Here is a 20,447-nt window from a genome sequence, read left to right on the forward strand (position 1 = left end):
CCGCCGGCGCCGCGACCCGGCCGGCACCCACCGGCACCGCGACCCAGCCGGCACCCGCCGGCGCCGGCACCGGCCGGCACCCTCCGGACCGGGCCGGCGTTCCCGTCTCAGTGCGCTCCCAACACGATCCAGCGGTCGGTCCGCGCCCGGAGGCCCAGCGTCAGCGCCCGGGCCGCCATGTAGCCAAGCGAGAACGCCGCCCACAGCCAGAGCAGTCCGGCGCCGCCGCCAACGCCGGATTGCTGCACGGCCAGAAGCAGGGGCAGGTACACGGCAAGGTTCACGACGCCGGCAATCGCCAGGTACTTGGCGTCCCCCGCTCCGATGAGTACGCCATCGAGGACAAAGACGAAGCCGGCAACCGGCTGTCCGGCCGCGAGCACCCAGAGCGCCAGCGTGAGCGCCGCCCGGACCTCGCCGTCGGACGTGAAGAGCAACCCCGTCCATGGGGCCGCGCCCGCCACAAGGATCCCTGTCAGCACCCCGAAGCCGAGGCCCCAGCGGACCATGGTGCCGGTGAGCTCACGCGCAGCCGCTGGACGGCCGGCTCCAAGTTCCTTGCCGATCAGCGCCTGCGCGGCTATCGCCAGGGCGTCCAGGGCGAACGCGAGGAGGGTGAAAACGGTCATTGCGAGCTGGTGGGCTGCCAGGTTGACCGGTCCCTGCGCTGTGGCCACCACGACTGTGGCGAGAATAGCGAGCCGCAGGCTGAGCGTACGCAGCATCAGCCACGACCCCACGCTGGCCAGGGCGCGGATGCCACGCCAACTCGGTCGCAGTGACACGCCGTGGTTCCGGGCGTTCCGGCGGACCATTACCACGTACACCAGCGCCATGGCCCACTGCGCGGCGCTGGTGCCGATCGCGGAGCCGGCGACGGACAGGTGCAGCCCGTACACCAGGAAGAAGTTCAGCACGATGTTCAACGCACAACCGGCGCCCGCAACCAACAGCGGGGTGCGGGTGTCCTGCAGGCCCCGCAGCACCCCGGTGCCGGCGAAGATCAGCAGCATCGCGACGAGCCCGGGCATTGACCAGCGCAGGTAGTCAATGGCGAACGTGCGGACCTCACCGCGGGCGCCCATCAAGTCCAGCAGCGGCTCGGCGGCCAAGGAGCCGGCCGCTGCAAGAGCAACTCCCAAGAGCAGCGCCAACCACACGCCGTCCCGGCCGGCAGCAAGGGCCCTGGGGAGTTGCCCGTTGCCGACCGCCCGCGCGACGGCCGGAGTGGTGGAATAGGCGAGAAAGACCATGAGTCCCACCGCTGTGTGCAGCACCGCGGAGGCAAGCCCGACGCCGGCCAGCTGGGCGACTCCGAGGTGTCCCACTATGGCGGCGTCTGCGAGGAGAAACAGCGGTTCGGCAATCAGCGCACCGAAGGCCGGAACTGCGAGCCGCAGGATCTCCCGCCGGCGCTCCGGCGGGGAAGGCAGCGGCGCGGGGGTCGGGGTGGAGACTGGCACGCAACCACCCTAGCGGCACCGGGTGCGCGGGTGGCTGCCCGCCGTCGTCCGAGGGTGGCGGCGGGAATCAACGCCCGGTGTGTGGCGGTCAAGACGGCGATTATGTCAGCGGCCGGCGGCGCTTCCGCGGCGCGTCAGTAAACTCTCCTCATGAGTGAGACTGCCGCCAATGCCGTGACCCTGCGCTTCCTCGCGGCGCCCACTGACGTCGGCCACAGCGGCTCGGTGGACGCCGGGACCGTGCTCGAATGGGTGGACAAGGCGGCGTACGCCGCCGCGGTCGGCTGGGCCAAGTCCTACTGTGTGACGGCGTACGTCGGCAACATCCACTTCACTGACCCGGTCAACAGCGGGGACATGGTGGAGGTCACGGCCACGATTGTGTACACGGGCCGGTCATCCATGCACATCCGTACGGTGGTGTCCTCAGGCGATCCCCGGGGCGGACCGGCCACGATGCGCAGCCAATGCCTGGTGATTTTCGTGGCCGTGGGCGGAGATGGCAAACCCACCAGCGTCCCGCCGTTTAACCCGGCGACGCCGGATGAAGTTGAACAGCGCGACCACGCCCTGGCGCGGATCAAAGTCCGTGAGGACATCGTCCAGGCAATGGGCGGGCAGGAATACACTGACGCCGGAACTGCGGAGAAAGTTATCCTGCGTTTTATGGCGGCGCCTACGGACGTGAACTGGGGCGGCAAAGTCCACGGCGGCATCGTCATGAAATGGATCGACGAGGCGGCCTATGTCTGCGCGTCACGCTACTGCGGGATGGACACGGTGGCGGTCTTCTCCGGTGGCGTGCGGTTTTACCGTCCGCTGCTGATCGGCCATGTGGTGGAGGTGGAGGCCCGGTTGGTCTACACCGGAACGAAAGGCATGCACATCGCGGTCCATGTCCGTTCGGGCGATCCCAAGGGGCGGGTGCTGGAGCTCACCACGTACTGCCTGACCGTGATGGTGGCGCGTGACGAGCACGGCACATCCGTGCCGGTCCCACAATGGGTGCCGGTGTCCGAGGAGGACAAGCGGCTGCACGCCCACGCCCTGGAACTGCTGGAAATCCGGGGCCGGGCACCCGGGAACCGGCTGCCCAACCACCTCCTCGCTGCTGGCGGCAGCTAGCCCTTAGAAACCGCCACCTCCGGCGTCGGCGGCCATGTTGGCGAACCGGGAGTAGTGGCCCTGGAAGGCAACCACAATATCCTTGGTGGGACCGTTACGGTGCTTGGCGATGAGAATATCCGCTTCGCCGGCCCGGGGGGATTCCTTGTCGTAAACGTCCTCGCGGTGCAACAGAATGACCATATCGGCGTCCTGCTCAATGGAACCGGATTCACGCAGGTCCGACACCATCGGCCGCTTGTCCTGGCGCTGCTCGGAGCCACGGTTCAGCTGGGACAAGGCAATGACCGGAACCTGCAGTTCCTTGGCCAGCAGCTTCAGGGCACGGGAGAACTCAGAGACTTCCTGCTGGCGGGACTCCACCTTCTTGCCGGAGCTCATCAGCTGAAGGTAGTCGAGGATGACAAGTTTGAGATCGTGCTGCTGCTTCAACCGGCGGCATTTGGCCCGGATTTCCATCAGCGACATGTTGGGGCTGTCGTCGATGAACAGCGGGGCGTCGTTCATCCGGCCCATGGTCGTAGCGATCTTGGACCACTGCTCGTCCTTAATCGTTCCCTTGCGCAGGTCCTGCAGGCCGATCGTGGCTTCCGCGGACAGCAACCGCATGGCGATCTCGTTCCGGCCCATTTCCAAAGAAAACATCACCGTGGCCAAGTTGTTCTTGATGGCGGCGGAGCGGGCAAAGTCCAGCGCGAAGGTGGACTTGCCGACGGCGGGGCGGGCTGCGATGACAATCATCTGGCCTGGGTGCAGACCATGGGTGAGTTCGTCCAGTTCGTAGAAGCCGGTAGGCACACCGGTCATCCCCTCCTCGCGGTGCCCGGATGCTTCGATCTCGTCCACGGTGGATTCCATGACGTCCTTGAGGACCACGTAGTCCTCCGCGGTGCGGCGCTCCGCCACCGCGTAGATCTCGGCCTGGGCCTGGTTTACCAGGTCCTCGACCTCGCCGTCCTGGCCGTAACCGAGCTGGACAATCTTGGTTCCGGCATTGACGAGGCGGCGTAGGACCGCGCGTTCGCCGACAATCTCAGCGTAATAGCCGGCGTTGGCGGCGGTGGGGACGGTCTGGATGAGTTCGTGCAGGTAGGCGGGACCGCCGATCCTGTTGATCTCACCCCGCTTGGTCAGTTCATCCGAGACCGTGACGGCGTCGGCGGGCTCACCCCGGCCGTAAAGATCGATGATGGCTTCGTAGATGGTCTCGTGGGCCGGGCGGTAGAAGTCAACGCCGCGGAGAATTTCGACGACGTCGGCAATGGCGTCCTTCGACAGCATCATGCCGCCGAGGACAGACTGTTCGGCGGGAATGTCCTGCGGCGGCTTGCGGCTGCCTTCGGCTCCCCGCGCTCCCTCGATTGAGTCCAGATGCGTAACTGACAAAACTGCCGTCCTCCATTGTGTGCCGCAGCGGGTATCACTTCGCCTGCGACGCGTATGCCTTGGTCCGTGCTGTGCCGGTGGCGCCGGCCCCGGCGGATCCCCGACGAGTTAAGTCCTATCAGCCGGCTGCGACACTTTGTCCGCCCCGGCGCTGCCGGCCCCCATAACTGTCCGGCTCTGCGGGCCAGGCTTTGCGGGCTGGGCCCGGGGGTAGCGCCGGGTTTCAGTATCCTCGGCTCGATATCCAGCAACGTTATCCCCCGACCGGGCAGGCACCAACCCGAGAGCCGGCTACCCCTGTGGATAAGCTGTGCACTACTGCCGTCAGCTTGTGCACAGCCTGTGGGAACAGCTGTGGATAGAAAGTTTCTTGGGCCCCCGGCAGCCCCCTGACCTGCGAAAACAATGGATCTGCCGTGTGGACACAAAAGAATTTCGGGCCGCCGTCGTCCACAGACCGCAGCCATGGCCTGGGGATAGCGGCCGGACCATGAGGCCATACCCGGGCCGGAATATGCGAATTTAGTGATGTTCCCCACAAATATTCCGGTGGAAAGCCGCCGCCGCCGACCCGCTCATGCCCGGCGCAGAATGTGCTGTGGATAACTGTGATCTGGCATATGCTCGTTCTATGGGCGATGTCTTGATGGTTACGCTGCCTGCCCTCATTCTGGCGGCAGTACTCTGGGCGTTTGTTACGGCCCTTAGGCCGCGCGATTTTGGCGTGTCGGACGCGGAGCGCTACCAACGGGAACTGGCGGTACGCTCACAGGCGCACTACGCTGCCCAGGTGCAGGCCGCGACGGCTGCCCGGGCCCGGCTCGACGCCGTGACCCGGCCCAGCCAGAACGAACAGCAGCAATCACAGCAGGCCGACCACGCCCGCAACATGCTGCGGGCACAGACGGGATCCGCTCCGGCATTCGGGCAGCCCGGCTACCAGGGCCCGGTCCTGCCCGGTGGCCACCTAAACCCCCAGTTTGCCCTGCAGTTGCAGTCATTGGCCCAGAACGGCAAGAAGCCCGAAGCCATCAAGCTGCTGCGGCAGGCAACCCATTCGGATCTCTCGACCGCCAAGAATTACGTAGATCGGCTGTAGTTTTCATGGAATCGCTGCTCATCCCCCTGCTAATTTTGGTGCTCGTCGGCGCCGGCGTTCTACTGGGCGCCCGCGCCCTTAACCGCAGCCGTCAATCCCGGCCGGCGGCGCCCCCGGCACCCGTGCGCGACCCGATCGAGCTGGCACGTGCCTCGGCGGCCAAGCTCGACCAGGAGCAGCACCGGCGCCTCTACGCGCTGATCGCCCAGGGGCAGGCCATGGGTGCCATCAAGCTCTACCTCGAAGCCACCGGTGACGGCCTGCGGGCCTCACGGGACGCCGTAGGCGCCCTCGCTGCCCATCCGCAGCCCTTCCGCCCGGAGACGGCCCAACAGGCTCCCAGCGAGGAGGACGACGACGCCCCCCAGCGGTTTGCCTACCGCTACCGGGCCATCGCCAGCAAAGGCGAGGTCACCCGCGAGGTCAGCAGCAATATGCTCAACGACGAGATCTACGGCCGTATCCGTACCATGGCCCGGAGCGGCGACACGGAGGCGGCGGCGGCGGCGCTCACCCGCCACTCAGACATCTCCATCAAGCAGGCCCGGGAGTTCATCGCGCTCCTGGAGGACTGACCTCCGCCCTCCTGTTCAGTGCCGCCCGGAAATACCCGCTAGCAACTGCTCGAACGGCAGAGATTCGAGAGCGCCCTGCCTGGAATGCGGTTGTGGACCCAGCAGCAGGCCGGCGAATTCGCCTGACGCCCGGTCGATCCGCGCGGAAAGCGGTGAGACGGCGCCGTCGTTATGACCCCAATCCTGCGGACCGGCAAAAACAGCCGTGCCGGCTGTCCGGCTACGAAGGTAGGTGAACAGGGGCCGCATGGCGAAGTCGAGGACCATCTGGTGCCGGTCAGTTCCGGCAGTGGCGCCCAGCAACACGGCCTTGCCCTCAAGGGAGGAGGGGTCGAGGACGTCGATGAAAGACTTGAAGAGGCCGCTGTAGGACGCGCTGAAGACCGGACTGACAGCGATGATGCCGTCCGAGGCCACAACACCCGCGATGACGTCGGCCAGCGCCGGACCCGCGTAGCCAGTCACAAAATTATTGGCGATGTCTACGGCGATGTCCCGCAGTTCGACCACCGCGATGTCGACGCCGTAACCTGCGGCGGCCAACTGCCGCTGCGCGGAGGCTGCCAACTGGTCAGCCAGCAGGCGGCTGGACGACGGGACGCCCAGTCCGGCGGAGAGAACGGTAATGCGGCGCGATTCCACGGCAATGCTCCTCAGATAATGTTTCCGGCTGCAAACGCAATGCATGCATTTGCATGTACCTGAACAAGCCACATCCTGGGTTGTTTATTCCTGCCCCTTGTCCCTCAGATCAGGACAAATCCCTCGATGCAGCTCACCGTGCTCCCTCCGACCCAGATGTCATCCGCCACGGCGTCGACGTGGATCCGGCCGGAGCGTCCCAGCACCGTCCCCTGCGCCGCACGGTAGGACTCCGGTGCCCGGCCGCTGCGGATCAGCCACTGGGCCGCACCGGCATTGAAGCTGCCGGTGACGGGGTCCTCGGCGGCGGCGTCGCCCGGAATGAACGTCCGCACCTCGAAATCCACCTCGGATCCGGCCGGATGGGGACCGATCACGCCGACTTTGAGACCGGCCATGGCCGTGTAGTCGGGCCTGACGGCGAGCACCTGCTCTGCTGACTCGAGCAGCACACCAATCCAGTCGGGTCCGTTGACCAGCCAGGACGAGTCCAGCAGCGCTTCCCGTGGCACCCGCAGGCCTGCGGCGATCCGGTCAAGGTCCGGGCCGGCGACCGGACCCGTCCGCGTCAGCGGCGGCGCCGCGAACGCCAGCCGGCCGGCGTCGCGCTTTACCCGAACCAGTCCGGCGGCGCACTCCTGCACCACCGTGCCGTCCCCGCGGGGAATTCCGCCGGCCTCAAGCCAGGCATGCGCGGAGCCGAGCGTCGGGTGACCGGCAAAGGGAAACTCCTCACTGCCCGTAAAGATCCGGACCCGGTAGTCGGCACGGGGATCCGTAGGCGGCAGCAGAAAAGTGGTTTCGGAAAGGTTGGTCCAGTTGGCGAACTGTTGCATCACCTCCGGAGAAAGGTCCGTGGCGTCGAGGACGACGGCGAGCGGGTTCCCCCGGTAAGGCAGGTCGGTGAAGACGTCCACCTGCGTGAAGGGGCGGAGGCGGGCCGCTGTGGCAGGAGTTGAGGTCACTGCGGCAGGCTACCACCGGCACCTGCCCGGCTGACAAGACCGCCACCCTCTGCCAGACTGCCCGCATGCCAGTGAACACGAGCCGGGACAGGACCGAAAACAAAATTACGGCAACAGGCGCGTCGGTCGAGGAGTTTCTCGCCGCCATCGAGCATCCCGTCCGGCACCGTGACGGGCTCCGGCTGCTGGACCTGATGGCACAGGTCACCGGGCAGCCGGCGGAGATGTGGGGCCCGACGGTTGTCGGCTTCGGCCGCTACCACTATGGGTACCGGCACGCGACATTGATCCTGCACCACCCCCAGCCAGTGGACTAAGGGACCTCGGAGCCGGCTATCGTCCATCACGCTTGGCGCCACGAACTCCAAGGGAACCCCACGCGGGGGGTTAAGCAGACAGCCCCCGTCGCCGGTTCCCAGGAGGAATCCGGCGGCGGGGGCCAACAGGCAGTTCAGGACTGCGGAGCCTGTGAGGGCTACTTGCCTGCGACTACGTCCAGGTCGATCACAGCGGCAACGTCGGCGTGCAGCCGGACGTTGGCCTGGTAGGAACCAACCGACTTAATGTGCGTCGGCAGTTCAACCTTGCGCTTGTCAATGCGGCCAAGGCCAGCGGCCTCAACAGCATCGGCGACGTCGCCCTGCTTGACGGTACCGAACAGGCGTCCGGTCTCGCCAGCCTTGACAACGAGCTTGACCGGCTTGGCGGAGAGTGCAGCGGCCTGCTTCTGAGCGTCTTCCAGGGAAGCGTGCTCGCGGGCGGCGCGGGCAGTCTTGATGGACTCAACCTGCTTCTCGCCACCCTTGGACCAGGTCAGGGCGAAGTTGCGGGGCAGCAGGTAGTTACGTGCGTAACCGTCCTTGACCTCGACAACATCGCCCGCAGCACCGAGACCGGTTACTTCGTGGGTCAGAATGAGCTTTGCCATGTTAGTTAATCCCTTCCTTAGCCGCGGCCAGCGCCGGAGTAAGGCAGCAGAGCAACTTCGCGGGCGTTCTTGATTGCCTGGGCGATCTTGCGCTGTTCCTGCACCGTGACGCCGGTGACGCGACGGGCGCGGATCTTTCCGCGGTCGGAGATGAACTTGCGCAGCAATGCTACGTCCTTGTAGTCGATGACAGTGATGTCAGCGGCCTTCAAGGGGTTGGACTTTGGTTTGGGCTTACGGAGTTCAGCCTTAGCCATCGTGGAGCTCCTATTCGATGGAGCCCGTGGATATTGATCCACGGGATGGTGGTGATCCGTCGCGGTCGGCGCCATCCTGCCTTGCGGCGTTCTGGCGGGTCGCGCGGTCGGACCTTAGATGTTGTTTAGAAGGGAGGTTCGGAATCCGGGCCGTTGCCCCAGCCGCCGCCTGCATTGCTGACCCCGGGCGTGGCCCAAGGGTCATCCTGCTGCTGCGCGGGCTGGTTGCCGCCCCAGGTTCCACCCGAGTTGCCGCCGCCCTGGTTTCCACCAGAGCCGCCACCGAAACCGCTGCCGCCGCTGTTGCCGCCGCCGAAGCCACCCTGGGCGCCGTTGCCGGCGCCCCCACCGCCGGAGCGCTGGGTACGGTTGACCTTGGCGTTGGCGTAGCGCAGGCTGGGGCCGATTTCATCGACCTCAAGCTCGATGACGGTGCGCTTCTCGCCTTCCTTGGTTTCGTAGGAACGGCTCTTCAGCCGGCCGGAAACAATCACGCGCATGCCCTTGGTCAGGGATTCGGCGACGTTTTCGGCGGCTTCGCGCCATACCGACGCGCGAAGGAACAGGGTTTCCCCGTCCTTCCACTCGTTGGACTGGCGGTCGAAGGTGCGGGGAGTAGACGCGATGGTGAAATTGGCTACAGCCGAACCTGACGGTGTGAACCTCAGTTCGGGGTCACTGGTGAGATTACCGATGACCGTAATAGTGGTTTCGCCTGCCATCTACTGCCTCCTTGTTCGTTCCTGCGGGGTGAAGAGTGAAAATCAGGAGCTGAGCTTACTCAGCAACAACCTTCTGTACTTCGGGGCGGGTGATCTTGGTGCGCATGATGGTCTCATTGAGGCTCAACTGGCGATCAAGTTCCTTGGCGGTAGCCGGCTCAGCGGTGAAGTTCACCACGGCGTAGATACCCTCGGACTTCTTCTGGATTTCGTAAGCCAGGCGACGACGGCCCCAGATGTCAACCTTTTCGATGGTTCCACCATCGGTCGTGATGACGTTCAGGAACTTCTGAAGCGTTGGCTCAACGGTACGCTCTTCGACCTCGGGGTCGATGATTACCATCAATTCGTAAGGACGCATATGTGAACCCACCTCCTTTGGGCTAAGCGGTTACGGCATTTCCGTAACAGGAGGTTCATTTGCGGTGCCATGCGCCGGCCGCACCTCCAGGAACGGGGGCAGGACGCAGCACAGACTTCAATAGCTTAGTGCATCGGGACCCGTTTCAGCTATTCCAGGCCCGTCCAGACTAGGCACGGCCAGCGGGGTTTAGAGGCCCGGCCGGCGGCCATGTGGACAACCCTGTGCCAGAATCGGGGAATGAACACCGGATCCCTTGTCCGCGGCGGCAACCGGCGTGCCCGGCGCAGCCGGCTCCGCCTGGTTGCCATGCTTTTCGCCGGGTTGCTGGCGGCCACGGCCACCGGCGCGACCGGCAACTGGGTGGAGGCTCCGGCGGTCGGCTGGGGCGCTGCCTCACTGACCTACGTGGTGTGGGTCTGGGTGGTGATCGGTCGTTTTAATCCGGCCGAAACCCGGTCACATGCCACCGCCGAGGATCCGTCCCGCAGGATCACTGACCTGCTCATCCTGGCGGCAAACGTCGCCAGCCTGGGCGCGGTGGCCGCCGTCGTGGTCGATTCCCATGCCGGCGGCGCCTCCCGGTTCGCGGGCGGACTGCTTGCGCTGGCGTCCGTGGCCCTGTCCTGGCTGCTGGTGCAGACACTGTTCACGCTCCGGTATGCGGCGCTGTACTACAGCACGGGTGGGAAGGCCGGTTCTGCCGTGGGCGGCATCGACTTCAACCAGGAACGCCACCCGCAGTACACCGACTTTGCCTACCTCGCGACGAGCCTCGGCATGACCTACCAGGTCTCCGACACGGCCCTGCAGAACCACGGCATCCGGGCTGAGGCGCTCAAGCACAGCCTGCTGTCCTACCTCTTTGGCACCGTCATCCTCGCCACGACGATCAGTCTCGTGATCAACCTGGCCTTCTGACCTGCAGAGCGGCCGTAGATCCGTCCCGCGGCTACGCCGCCGTGCGGAAGAACAACGCGGTCACCCTCGCGAGCCGGTGCGGGTCCTCGACCCCGCACAGTTCCCGGGCCGAATGCATCGACAGGAGGGGCACACCGACGTCGACTGTCCGGATCCCGAGGCGGGTGGCGGTCAGCGGGCCGATCGTGGAGCCGCAGGGCATCACGTTGTTGGAGACGAACTCCTGGTAAGGAATGCCGGCGCCGGCGCACAGCCGCGCCCAGAGGGCTGCCCCCGTGGCATCCGTGGCGTAGCGCTGGTTGGCGTTGATCTTCAGCAGCGGGCCGCCGTTCAAAGCCGGCCGGTTAGCCGGATCGTGCCGTTCGGGGTAGTTGGGATGGACGGCATGACCGGCGTCGGCGGAAACGCAGAACGACGCCGCCAAAGCCTGCCGCCGCTGGCTCGCCGTGGCGCCCAGGCCGTCGGAAATGCGCACCAGCACGTCTTCGAGGATGGGACCGCTCGCGCCGGACCGGGAGGCGGAGCCGATCTCCTCATGATCGAAAGCGGCCAGAACGGCGATCGGCGCCCCCGGAGGCAGCGGCGCGTCGGCGTGGTCTATCAGTGCGGTCAGCCCGGCATGGGTCGCCGACAGGTTGTCCAGCCGACCGGAGGCGAAGAACTCACCGTTCGCGCCGAAGACAGCGGGTGCCTGGGTGTCGGCGATGACGACGTCGTAGCCGCCGATCAGGGCAGCGTCAACATCCGCGCCGGCCACCCGGGCCGCCAGCAGGCCCAGCAGGTCGTTAGCGGCAGGGTCCCCCAGGCCATAGACCGGGTTCATATGCTGCTGCTTGTCCAGGGCCAGCCCCTCGTTCACGGCACGGTCCAGGTGGATGGCGAGCTGCGGGAACCGCAGCAGCGGCCCGGTGGCGGTGAGGTGCTCGGTGCCGTCCACCATCACCAGGCGTCCGGCGAGCTGCAGTTCCCGGTCCAGCCAGGAGTTCAGCAACGGTCCGCCGTACACCTCGACGCCAGCCTGCAGCCAGCCGAATTTGCCGGTGGTGGGTCTGGGTTTGAGCTTGAACGAGGGGGAGTCCGTGTGGGCTCCGAGGATGTTGAACCCGGTGGTGGGACCGGCCGTCTCCGGCGTGACCCAGGCGATGATGGCGCCGTCGCGGATGACATAAAACTTCCCGGCGCCGGCGGGCAGGTCCCAGTGCTGCAGCTCATCAAGGGCGGTGAATCCTGCGCCGTTCAGCCGGCGGGCGGCTTCGTGGACGGCGTGGAAGCTCGACGGTGACGCGGTGACGTACGCGCCGAGGTCTTGGATGTGGGCTGCGGCATTGGTCTGGAAGGGCATGGCTCCGAGTCTAACGCTGCGCCCCGCGGCCGGTTGCCCTATGCCGGTTGCCCTATACGGGACAAACAGAAGCGGGCGGCGCAGAGGCCGGCGAATCCGGCCCCTGCGCCGCCCGGGCGGCCTGTCGTGGTTCTGACGCCGCTAAGTTAGGACACCGGGCCGGCAGCCGCGCCGGCATCAACCGTCTCGGTCCCGGAGGTTCCCGGCTCGCCGGCCGGGGACTTTCCGCCGTGCTTCCGGTAACGCCATACGCCCACCCCGACCACGACGGCGGCGAGGGCCAGCGAGAGGAGCAGTGATTCGCGGGTGGTCTCCAGGATGACCATGCCGATCAGCAGGGCGGCGATGCTGATGATGGCCACCCAGGTCAGGTAGGGGAAGAGCCACATCTTGAGCTGCAGGTCCTTGGCCGCGGCTCCCATTCGGCGCCGCAGGATCAATTGCGAGCTTGCGATCACCAGCCAGACGAACAAGGCGATGGCTCCTGAGGTGTTGACCAGGAACAGGAAAACGGTGTCGGGGGCGATGTAGTTCAGTCCCACAGTGATGAAGCCGACCACAGTGGAGGCCAGGACGGCTGCAGCAGGGACGCCGCGCCTGGAAATCCGCATCCAGGCGCGCGGTGCGTCGCCACGGCGGGAGAGGGAGAACAGCATCCGGCTTGCGGTGTAGAGGCCGGAGTTGAGGCAGGACAGCACCGAGGTCAGAACCACGATGTCCATGATGGTGCCGGCGCCGGGGATACCGAACAGCTCGATGACAGCAACGTACGGGCTCTTGGCGACGGAGGCCGAGTTCCAGGGCAGGAGGGTGACCACTACCGCGATGGAGCCGATGTAGAAGACGAGGATGCGCCAGACGGTGGATTTCACGGCCTTCTTGACGGCGTCGACCGGGTTTTCGGACTCGCCCGCGGCAATGGTGGCGATCTCAGCTCCGAAGAAGGAGAAGACAACCACCAGGATGCCGGCCAGCACGGCGCCCGGACCGTTCGGCATGAAGCCGCCGTTGTTCAACAGGTTGCTCACGCCGGGGGCGGGAACGCCCGGGATCAGGCCCAGGATGGCGGCGACGCCGAAGAGCAGGAACAGCGATATGGCCGCAACCTTGATGGAGGCAAACCAGAACTCGAACTCGCCAAAGGATTTCACCGAGCCCAGGTTGGTAAGGGTCAGCAACACCATCAGCAGCAGGGCCCAGACCCACTGGTCAATTCCCGGCACCCAGCGGTGCATGATCGCAGCGCCGGCGGTGGCCTCGATGCCCAGGACAATGATCCAGAACCAGGCGTACAGCCAGCCGATGCTGAAGCCGGCCCAGCGGCCCAAGGCCTTATCCGCATAGGTCGAGAACGACCCGGTTTCCGGGTTGGCCGCCGCCATCTCGCCAAGCATCCGCATGACCAGGATGACAACAAGGCCGGCTGCCATGTAGGCGACCAGGATTCCCGGTCCGGCCTGCTGAATGGCTGCACCGGAGCCGACAAACAGGCCGGCACCGATCACCCCGGCGATGGCAATCATGGACAAGTGCCTGGGTTTCAGGGACTTGGAGAGTTGCTGGTCAGCCTGCATAAGGCGCCGTCCTTTTGTGAATTGTGCGGGTCCGCAGGTGGATAGAAGAGATATGTGGGGCGGACCACATCGTCGTTTCACCCTAAACCCGGCCCCGCACGTCGCGTCCTGTGCGATCTCACATATTACGGCGGCGAAGGCGGGGCACACTGCCAAGAAGAAGGCCCGTGAGGCAAAGAAAGTTGCGTCACGGGCAATTTCGAAATGTGCCTGAAACCACTGTTTCAAGCATTTCCCGCGCGCAGACGTCCCGGGGGTCCTTTAGGGATCGAGGGTTTGCGGCCCCCTACTGTTCAGTAGTCCGGGTTGCTTGGCACCACCAGGCCGGTTTCGTAGGCGTAGACCACTGCCTGGACCCGGTCACGCAGGTGAAGCTTGGTAAGGATCCGCCTTACATGTGTTTTGACGGTGGCCTCGGCGAGGAAGTACCGGTGCGCGATCTCGGCGTTGGAGAGCCCCTCCGCCATCGCTCCGAGCATCTCGGTTTCACGCGGGGTGAGGTCCTCCAGCAGCGGATCCCTGGCGGGCCGGACCCCGCCGGGGGCGGCCCTCCGGTCCGACGCTGCTGCACCGGCCCGGACGTAGGCTTCGAGCAGACGGCGGGTGACGCGCGGTGCCACCACGGCGTCGCCGCTCGCCACGACCCGCACGGCATGGATCAGTTCGGCGGGAGCCACGTCTTTGAGCAGGAACGCTGACGCGCCGGCCTGTAGCCCGGCGAACGCGTACTCATCCAGGTCAAAAGTGGTGAGGATGATGATCTTCGTGTGGGCTGCGGCGGCGGTGATGGCCCGGGTGGCTTCGATTCCATCCAGTACCGGCATCCGCACATCCATCAGCACGACGTCAGGTCCCAGGGCGCGCACCTGGCGGACCGCATCGGCGCCGTCGGACGCCTCGCCAACAATGCTGAGATCGTCCTCGCCCTCAAGGATCAGGCGGAAGCCCATCCGCAGAAGTGGCTGGTCATCGACCAGCAGTACGCGGATCCGCCCTGATCCCTCCGCCGATTCATGGTGACTCATGTGCCCTGCTTTCCGTTGTCGCCGTTCCAGTGCAGCACGGCGTGCACGCGCCAGCCGTGATCGCCGCTCCGACCCGCCTGCACCGCGCCCGCGTAGATGCGCGCCCGCTCCAGCATGCCCGCAAGGCCTTGCCCGGCGCCCCCTGACCTGTCGGGGTCCCGGGCACCCTGCACGCTGATGGCGCCGGCGTCATCGACGGTGCCCTTGCCGTCATCGATGACGTCGATGGTGACCCTCGGACCGTTCCGGGCGATCACCACGTCCACGCGGCCCAGCGAACGGCCGTAGCGCAGCGCGTTCGTCAGCGACTCCTGCACGATCCGGTAGACCGTCAACTGGAACGCGGCGTCGTCCGGCAGCGACGGGCCGGTGTGCCTGTAGTGCAGCGGAAGTCCCGCCATGCGGAAACCTTGCAGCAGCTTGGCCAGGCTGTCCCCCGCCGCGAGCGGTTCGCGCGGAGCCTGCCCGGGGGTCACGTCTTCGCGTAAGACGCCCAGGACACGCCGCATGTCCGCCAGTGCGGTGCGGCCGGTGCGGGAAAGTTCCGCGAGTACCACGGCTGCCCTCGCCGGGTCTTTTTGAACCACGACGGCGGCCCCATCCGACAGGCTGATCATGACTGTGAGCGAGTGTGCCACGACGTCGTGCATTTCCCGGGCAATGCGGTTGCGTTCCGTGACCGAGCCAAGCCGCGTGGCCCGGGCCGCCCAGGCGGCGACCTCGTGCTCATGTTCGCGCCGCTGCCGGACCGAAACGCCGAGCCCGGTGGCTATGACGTTCGAGAGCGAGATGCTGATGCCGGCGGCGATGCTGCTGATCAACTGGAAGTTCTCCGGCGTGTTCACCCCCATGTCCGGCAGCCTGCCGTCCAGCGGACCCACGGCAAGCACCAGATACAGGAACACCAGCGGCGCAGTGGCGGCCGTCAGGCACCCCAGCGCGACCCTGCGGGTGCGGGCCGCGGCCACGGAGTACAGCGCAAACCACAGCCCGGCCGCAACGTTCGAACCCCACGGATGCAGCAGCGTCACCGCCAATTCAAGGACCGCCACGGCAGCCACTACTGCCACCGGGTGGCTTCGCCGCAGCGCCAGGGCGGCCGCAGCGGCACCGAGCAGCACAGCGACGGGCCAGACGCCGTCGCGCACTGATCCCTCGGCGGTGGGAATCACCAGCAGCAGGTAGCAGGCCACAACGATGGCATCCATGGCGCGTGGATGCTGGAGCAGGTAACGCCGGATCCGGCCCCGGCGCCGGGCGGTGATCTCCGCAAAGGACGCGTCGGCCTGACCGGCCGGCGCGTCCTTTGGAGGAACTGCATCCATCATGTTCTGAGCCTAGACGGTGGGCCTAGACGTCCCGCCGTTTCAACAGCACGCCGGCCAGAACCACCGGAATGACAACCCACGCGCCCAGCACCAGGGCCGCCTGCCAGGCTTCCAGGGTGTCCGGCATGTGCTGTGCGGCTGTCATCGGTTCCACCGTATTGCCGGGCAGGTATTTGCGGGCCTCGACGAAAAAGTCGCCCGGGATCAGCTGGAAGGCAATGGGCGCCACGAAGAACAATCCGACCAGGCTCATGATGCCGCCGGCGGAGTTGCGGATCAGCGAGCCCAACGCCATGCCGATTGCTGCGACGGCCGCGACGTAGAGGCTGTTCACGAGCAGCAGTTTCACCGACTGGGAGCTGGCGAGGTCCAGCTTGAGGTTGTAGTTCTCCAGAATGGGCAGTGACACGAGGCCGGCCAGGTACACGGACACTGCGGTGAGGACGAACGCCGTCACCATGACCACCAGCAGTTTCGCAGCATATGCCGGGATCCGTTGGGGAACGGCAGCGAAGGTGGAGCGGGCCATGCCCGTGGTGAATTCGGAGCTCATCAGCAGCACTCCCAGCGAGCCCAGGATCAGTTGGGCAAAGGCGATGCCGGACGTGGGGACGCCGACGGCCAGGTCCGCGCCCTGGGCGGCGAAGGCGGCCGCCGCCTCCGGGTCGCTGGCCGCCGCCTCCGAAAACTGTCCGGTTCCCCAGGCGGAAAGGGCTCCGAAGCCGACGACCACCAAAACGGTGCTGCCAAGCAGGATCACGGTGGAAAGGAGGGTGCGGAACTTGATGAATTCGGAGTTCAGCACCCGCAAGAAACTGGGCCCGGGCCCGGTGCTGGTGGCGGATACTTTGCCGGCGGGGGCATCGGCCGTATGCGCGCCGCGGGGGGACGGTTCAAGGGTGGTTGAGCTCATGGCTTAGTTGCCTCCGGTCTGGACGGGGGCGGCGCCGCCCGTGGTGATCAGCGAGTGGTATTCGACCTCGTCCTTGGTCAGTTCCATGTAGGCCTCCTCCAGGCTGGCCTGCAGCGGGGTGAGTTCGTAGACCATGACGTGGTTCTCAAGGGCGGCCCGGGCGATCCCGCGCGGATCCAGGCCGGTGACCTCGAGCAATTCAGTTTCTTGCAGCTCCACGGACACCCCGTCGCGGGCGAGCAGGCGCATCAGCTGGTCCGGCGCGTCTGTGCGGACGCGCGTGCGGATCTGGCCCTTGCCGGTGATGATGTCCTGGATCGGCGCGTCGGCGATGATCCGGCCGCGGCCAATGACGATCAGGTGGTCCGCGGTGACGGCCATTTCGCTCATCAGGTGGCTGGAGAGGAAGACCGTGCGCCCCTCGGAGGCCAGATATTTCACGAGGTTGCGGACCCAGACGACACCCTCGGGATCCAGACCGTTGACCGGCTCGTCCAGGATGATGGTCTGCGGATCGCCGAGCAGCGCGGCGGCGATCCCGAGCCGCTGCCCCATGCCGAGCGAGAAGCCGCCGACCTTCTTCTTGGCCACATCGGCCAGTCCCGTCATCTCGATGACGTCGTGGACACGCTTCTTGGGGATGCTGTGCGTGGCTGCCATGGCGCGGAGGTGGTTGTACGCGGAGCGGCTGGTGTGGACGGCTTTGGCGTCAAGCAGCGCGCCGACGTCCCGCAGCGGGGCGGCGTGCCGGGCAAAGGGGGCGCCGTTGACGGTGACGGTGCCCGACGTCGGCCGGTCCAGTCCCATGATCATGCGCATGGTGGTGGACTTGCCGGCGCCGTTCGGGCCCAGGAAGCCGGTGACCCGGCCGGCTTGGACGGTGAAGTTGACGCCGGCGACGGCGGTTTTATCGCCGTAAACCTTGGTCAGGCCTCGTGCTTCGATCATGGAAGCGTTCCTTTGGTAGCAGTGGGGTTCTTGTATCCACCACGCTACGGGGGCGCAGGGCCGAATTCGCCGGTCTCAGGGATGATTCAGGGACGACTCAGGGTAGTCCGGGAGGATGACGGCTCGGGTCTCGCACTGCGGGAGAATAATACGTCAGGGCGCCCGGCAGCACCGAAAACTCGACGCTTCGCACCCCGGGCATGACCTCCCCGTCCACCGCCAACACCATGGTGGTGTCCCCGGGCTCCACCCGGATGGTGCTGGATTCGCTGAGATGGGTGATCCGCGACGTCGCGACCGTGCCGGTAAGCACCGACCACAGCAACCGGAGCCGGGCAAAGGATTCATCCGCGGTGATCATGCGCAGGTCCAGGACGCCGTCGTCCAGCACCGGCCGGATAAGCGGGGCATGGTCGCGCGGGAAGTACCGCCCACGGCCGACGTACAGGATCCAGAGTTTGTGCCGCACCCCGTCAACGATCAGCGTGGTGGGCCGCTCCGCGGCGAACGTCCGGAACATCGCAATCACCCCGGCCAGAGGTTTGCCGAGCGCTGGCTGGAGCATCTCGCGCCGCCGGACCAGGTTGGGGTACAGCCCGATGCTCGCCGTGTTGAGCATGGTCAGGCGCACAAGTTCGGGGCGGTCAGGGAGCCCGCGCTCCACCGCCACCGATCCCAGGTCAGCCCGTGCCGCTTCCCCGCCGGTAGCAGCCGCGACGGCCGCCGCCAGGGTGGGGGTCCCCGCATCCCGGGCGAAGTGGTTCAGCGTTCCGCCCGGAAGAACCAGGAGGGGCAGCGAATGCCCGACGGCGACAGCGGCCGCCGTTCCCACTGTTCCATCGCCGCCCCAGACACCAAGGGCCGCGACCTCAGGCCGCAGCGCGACGCGGGCAATCTCCGCGATAAGGTCCTCGCCCTGGGCGACCTCCCGTATATGCGCTTTGGGGAATATTTGTTGGAGAGCTGCTGCCGTCTCCTGCGAGTAGGAGCCGCCGAGCGTGTTGACCGCTATGCCCAGGCCTGCACCTTCCGGCAGCTCGGCGGCCTTCACGGCGGTCCGCCGTGTCGGTGGGAAGGGTGGCCGGACGGGCCACCAGGATCGCGTGATGAGGGCCGACCCTGCGCCGATCGCCGATCCGAAGAACACGTCCGAGGGCCAGTGGGCACCGGTATGGACACGGGAGTAGGCAACGCCCGCCGCCACCGGCGCGAGGGCCGCTCCGAGGATGGGCCGGAGAAGGCCGACGCCGAGGGCGAACGCCACGGCCGAGGCCGAGTGGCCCGAGGGCATCGAGGAACTGGTGGGCTGCGGGTGGACAAACCGGTAGGACGGAAGGTGTTCCGGGAGCGGCCGTGTCCGCGGCAACAATGTCTTGAAGACCAGGTTCGTGACCCCGGAGGCCACCGCCTGCGCCAACACCCCGTGCAGGGCGGCACGCCGGGTCCGTCCCGGAAAGAGGCCCATCACAGCGGCGACGCCGAACCAGAGCTTGCCCTGGTTGGCCGCGGCGGAGAGACGCCGGAAAAAGGTGTCATGGTCTCCGCCGGGGAGGCCGGAAACGCCACGCACGATCTTCCGGTCGAATGCCCCAAGCCGTCCCCTGACTTTCCGCAGCAAGCTTCGCATCCGACCACCCTACTGCCGGAGCAGGGTCTTAGCCCGTGCGCAAGGGCCTCGCGGCGCCGGCGAGCAGGAGTGCACCGACGATTGGAAGGACAATGGCCAGCAGGGCCAGCCGGATGCCCATCAGGTCCCCGAGGTAGCCGAGCAGCGGGGGGCCGGCCAGGAACGCGAGATACCCAATGGTGGAGACAACCGAGACCCGGGCGGCTGCGTGCGCTGGATCATCGGCAGCGGCGGACATGCCCATCGGGAACGCAAGGGCAGCCCCTGCCCCCCACAGCACCGCCCCGGCGGTAGCCAGCCAAAAGTCTCCGGCCAGGACGAACAGGCCCAGGCCCGCGGCGGCGGCGGCCATGCTCGCCCGAAGCACGGGCACCCGGCCGTAGGCGTCGATAGCCCGGCCGCCGAAGAAGCGCACCGCGGTCATTGCCAGCACGAAGACGGCGAAGAGCAGCGCGCCGGCGGACTCGCTGGCGTCCAGCCCGTCCACGGCAGCCTTTGCGATCCAGTCGTTTCCCGCCCCTTCGGTGAGCGTCGCGCCCAGCACCACCACGCCGATCAGCAGCGTCCGTCCATCCCGCCAGGCCGACGCGGCAGTCGCTTTCCTGGTTTCCCCCGCCCCCGGGCCGGGCTCCGGCAGGTGTGGCAGGAAGTAGCGGGGCGCAACCAGAGTCAACGCGGCGACGACGACGGCGATGACCAGCAGGTGCGCGGGAAGCCCGACGCCCAGGCCCGCAAGGCCGGCGCCGATCAGGGCACCGAGAAAGGCGCCGCCGCTGAAGGCCGCGTGGAACTGCGGCATGATGGTGCGCCCAAGCTGGTGCTCGACGTCGGCGCCTTCGATGTTCTGGGATACGTCCCAGAGCCCGATGCCCATGCCAAAGAAGAACAACGCGGCCGCAGTTCCCGGAACGGACCCGCCCAGCAGCGCCAATGCCACGCCGCCACCGGCCAGGGCCACCAGAAGACCGGCGGCGCGCACAGCGCTGGCCGTGCCGATCCGGCCGACAACGCGGCCGGCCGTGGGCAGGGCAATCAGTGAACCTGCCGCCACGCACAGCAGCAGGGTGCCCATCTGTCCGGAGGAAATGCCCAGTATCTCGGTCACGGCCGGGATGCGGGCGGCCCAACTGGCGAACACGAGACCGTTGATTCCGAAAATGAGGAAGGTCGCGGCGGTTGCGGCCTTCAGTTGCGGATGGGTTGCCGTCTTCGTCATACGATCACTACTTCCACCGGGTGTTGGGTG

Annotated in this window: 21 protein-coding genes; 5 read left to right on the forward strand and 16 right to left on the reverse strand. The window is 66.6% G+C overall.

From position 1 onward, the window contains the following. Positions 1-107 precede the first annotated feature (107 nt). Positions 108-1,463 (reverse strand): MATE family efflux transporter, encoded by a 1,356-nt coding sequence (locus VUN84_17620; protein XAS64076.1) that lies wholly within the window; start codon positions 1,461-1,463, stop codon positions 108-110. Positions 1,464-1,613: 150 nt separating this feature from the next. Here VUN84_17620 and VUN84_17625 point away from each other — a divergent pair, with 150 nt between their 5' ends. Next, positions 1,614-2,588, forward strand: coding sequence for a hotdog domain-containing protein (locus VUN84_17625; GenBank protein ID XAS64077.1), 975 nt, complete (start codon positions 1,614-1,616; stop codon positions 2,586-2,588). Between the two features lie 3 nt (positions 2,589-2,591). Here the strand turns inward: VUN84_17625 and dnaB are convergent, their stop codons facing one another. Then, positions 2,592-3,974 (reverse strand): replicative DNA helicase, encoded by a 1,383-nt coding sequence (gene dnaB / locus VUN84_17630; protein XAS64078.1) that lies wholly within the window; start codon positions 3,972-3,974, stop codon positions 2,592-2,594. A gap of 631 nt (positions 3,975-4,605) precedes the next feature. On the opposite strand from dnaB, the gene VUN84_17635 reads away from it, so the two are divergent. Continuing rightward, the gene (locus tag VUN84_17635; protein ID XAS64079.1) at positions 4,606-5,073 is read left to right on the forward strand and encodes a hypothetical protein; all 468 of its coding nucleotides are present in this window, start codon (positions 4,606-4,608) and stop codon (positions 5,071-5,073) included. A gap of 5 nt (positions 5,074-5,078) precedes the next feature. Next, entirely contained in the window at positions 5,079-5,648 is a 570-nt protein-coding gene (locus VUN84_17640) for a hypothetical protein (GenBank protein ID XAS64080.1), read from the forward strand. 15 nt (positions 5,649-5,663) lie between these two features. Here the strand turns inward: VUN84_17640 and VUN84_17645 are convergent, their stop codons facing one another. Both VUN84_17645 and VUN84_17650 read right to left on the reverse strand, forming a co-directional pair. After that, the gene (locus VUN84_17645; protein ID XAS64081.1) at positions 5,664-6,290 is read right to left on the reverse strand and encodes an FMN reductase; all 627 of its coding nucleotides are present in this window, start codon (positions 6,288-6,290) and stop codon (positions 5,664-5,666) included. A gap of 104 nt (positions 6,291-6,394) precedes the next feature. Beyond that, complete coding sequence (locus VUN84_17650; GenBank protein XAS64082.1) at positions 6,395-7,255, reverse strand: PhzF family phenazine biosynthesis protein; 861 nt, start codon at positions 7,253-7,255, stop codon at positions 6,395-6,397. Positions 7,256-7,320: 65 nt separating this feature from the next. Between VUN84_17650 and VUN84_17655 the strand changes: the two genes are divergently transcribed. Then, positions 7,321-7,572, forward strand: a complete 252-nt coding sequence (locus VUN84_17655) for a hypothetical protein (GenBank protein ID XAS64083.1) — start codon at positions 7,321-7,323, stop codon at positions 7,570-7,572. Between the two features lie 158 nt (positions 7,573-7,730). On the opposite strand, the gene rplI is transcribed toward VUN84_17655, so the two are convergent. The 4 genes from rplI to rpsF form a co-directional block, all read right to left on the reverse strand. Continuing rightward, on the reverse strand, positions 7,731-8,183 hold the full coding sequence (gene rplI, locus VUN84_17660; GenBank protein XAS64084.1) for a 50S ribosomal protein L9: 453 nt from the start codon (positions 8,181-8,183) through the stop codon (positions 7,731-7,733). Positions 8,184-8,200: 17 nt separating this feature from the next. Continuing rightward, positions 8,201-8,440 (reverse strand): 30S ribosomal protein S18, encoded by a 240-nt coding sequence (gene rpsR, locus VUN84_17665; protein ID XAS64085.1) that lies wholly within the window; start codon positions 8,438-8,440, stop codon positions 8,201-8,203. 125 nt (positions 8,441-8,565) lie between these two features. Then, a complete protein-coding gene (locus tag VUN84_17670; protein XAS64086.1) occupies positions 8,566-9,162 on the reverse strand; it encodes a single-stranded DNA-binding protein in 597 nt (198 codons plus the stop codon). 55 nt (positions 9,163-9,217) lie between these two features. Further along, positions 9,218-9,523 (reverse strand): 30S ribosomal protein S6, encoded by a 306-nt coding sequence (gene rpsF, locus VUN84_17675; protein ID XAS64087.1) that lies wholly within the window; start codon positions 9,521-9,523, stop codon positions 9,218-9,220. A 240-nt stretch (positions 9,524-9,763) separates the two neighbouring features. On the opposite strand from rpsF, the gene VUN84_17680 reads away from it, so the two are divergent. Further along, on the forward strand, positions 9,764-10,444 hold the full coding sequence (locus tag VUN84_17680) for a DUF1345 domain-containing protein (protein ID XAS64088.1): 681 nt from the start codon (positions 9,764-9,766) through the stop codon (positions 10,442-10,444). 31 nt (positions 10,445-10,475) lie between these two features. On the opposite strand, the gene VUN84_17685 is transcribed toward VUN84_17680, so the two are convergent. The 8 genes from VUN84_17685 to VUN84_17720 form a co-directional block, all read right to left on the reverse strand. Then, positions 10,476-11,786: a M18 family aminopeptidase gene (locus VUN84_17685; GenBank protein ID XAS64089.1), complete on the reverse strand. Its 1,311-nt coding sequence runs from the start codon at positions 11,784-11,786 to the stop codon at positions 10,476-10,478. 146 nt (positions 11,787-11,932) lie between these two features. Beyond that, the gene (locus tag VUN84_17690) at positions 11,933-13,360 is read right to left on the reverse strand and encodes an amino acid permease (GenBank protein ID XAS64090.1); all 1,428 of its coding nucleotides are present in this window, start codon (positions 13,358-13,360) and stop codon (positions 11,933-11,935) included. Between the two features lie 293 nt (positions 13,361-13,653). Next, positions 13,654-14,385, reverse strand: coding sequence for a response regulator transcription factor (locus VUN84_17695; GenBank protein XAS64091.1), 732 nt, complete (start codon positions 14,383-14,385; stop codon positions 13,654-13,656). Beyond that, positions 14,382-15,713, reverse strand: coding sequence for a histidine kinase (locus VUN84_17700; protein XAS64092.1), 1,332 nt, complete (start codon positions 15,711-15,713; stop codon positions 14,382-14,384). Before VUN84_17700 ends, VUN84_17695 begins: the two co-directional genes overlap by 4 nt. 22 nt (positions 15,714-15,735) lie before the next feature. Continuing rightward, positions 15,736-16,626, reverse strand: a complete 891-nt coding sequence (locus VUN84_17705; GenBank protein ID XAS64093.1) for an ABC transporter permease — start codon at positions 16,624-16,626, stop codon at positions 15,736-15,738. A gap of 3 nt (positions 16,627-16,629) precedes the next feature. Further along, positions 16,630-17,574, reverse strand: coding sequence for an ATP-binding cassette domain-containing protein (locus tag VUN84_17710; protein XAS64094.1), 945 nt, complete (start codon positions 17,572-17,574; stop codon positions 16,630-16,632). Between the two features lie 97 nt (positions 17,575-17,671). Beyond that, complete coding sequence (locus VUN84_17715) at positions 17,672-19,201, reverse strand: phosphatase PAP2 family protein (protein XAS64095.1); 1,530 nt, start codon at positions 19,199-19,201, stop codon at positions 17,672-17,674. Between the two features lie 28 nt (positions 19,202-19,229). Then, positions 19,230-20,417 (reverse strand): MFS transporter, encoded by a 1,188-nt coding sequence (locus tag VUN84_17720; GenBank protein XAS64096.1) that lies wholly within the window; start codon positions 20,415-20,417, stop codon positions 19,230-19,232. Between the last annotated feature and the right edge of the window lie 30 nt (positions 20,418-20,447).

Source organism: Micrococcaceae bacterium Sec5.8 (assembly GCA_039636775.1).
Classification (GTDB): Bacteria; Actinomycetota; Actinomycetes; order Actinomycetales; family Micrococcaceae; genus Arthrobacter.